The 735-nt window shown below is 60.1% G+C and carries 1 pseudogene; it reads left to right on the top strand.

The window, feature by feature from the left end:
• A pseudogene (locus EOA49_RS32240) lies at positions 1-215 on the top strand (triose-phosphate isomerase); the annotation flags it as partial.
• Positions 216-735 lie beyond the last annotated feature (520 nt).

The following is a 735-nucleotide window of genomic DNA, read 5'->3' on the forward strand; positions in this document are numbered from 1 at the left end:
CGCGCATCCAGCGCTTCGTCATCCCGCCCTTCACGGCGGCGCGAGAGGTCAAGGCGATGCTGAAGGATACGTCGGTCAAGGTCGGAGCCCAGAACATGCATTGGGCCGATGACGGCGCGTGGACGGGTGAGATTTCGCCGCTGATGCTGAAGGATTGTGACCTGGATATCGTCGAGCTCGGCCATTCCGAGCGCCGCGAGCACTTTGGCGAGACCCAGCGGCGCTACCTGCGGGGCGTGACCATGGGCATATCGTGGCGAAACAACCATCTGCCTTACGCCACTCGCACCGTCTGGCACTATCTGGGGAAAGTCGCCGACAAGAGGGGTCTTATCTCGCGTTGCGGCATCTATCCGCTCAATTCTGCGGCGCTGCCCGCGGCTGTGCTGTCTTTCCTGACGGACGCTTCCCCGATTGTCGCCGTGCCTCTGCAGACCACAACACCGGATCGCCGAGCGAATTCCTGAGGCGCCTTCGATCCGATGCAATACTAGGGAAACCATTCACTTTTTCCTGCACCGATTTTTACAGGTCGAGGAGTCCCGTCAACCCTTTCCAGCCTTCCGTCCGGAGCGCTTGGCGCCGAACTGACAGCGGGTGCACTGAAACTAGGTCCAATCTACATTCAGGATTCTCAACGCGGTTTGGCGTTGATTCATTGCGTTCCGAGGGTTCTGATTCGGAGCGCGACGGATGGCCAAACGGTACGAACTGACGAACGTCCAGTGGGCGCGC

Origin of the sequence: Mesorhizobium sp. M1A.F.Ca.IN.020.04.1.1, assembly GCF_003997315.1 — a bacterium.
Taxonomy (GTDB): domain Bacteria; phylum Pseudomonadota; class Alphaproteobacteria; order Rhizobiales; family Rhizobiaceae; genus Mesorhizobium.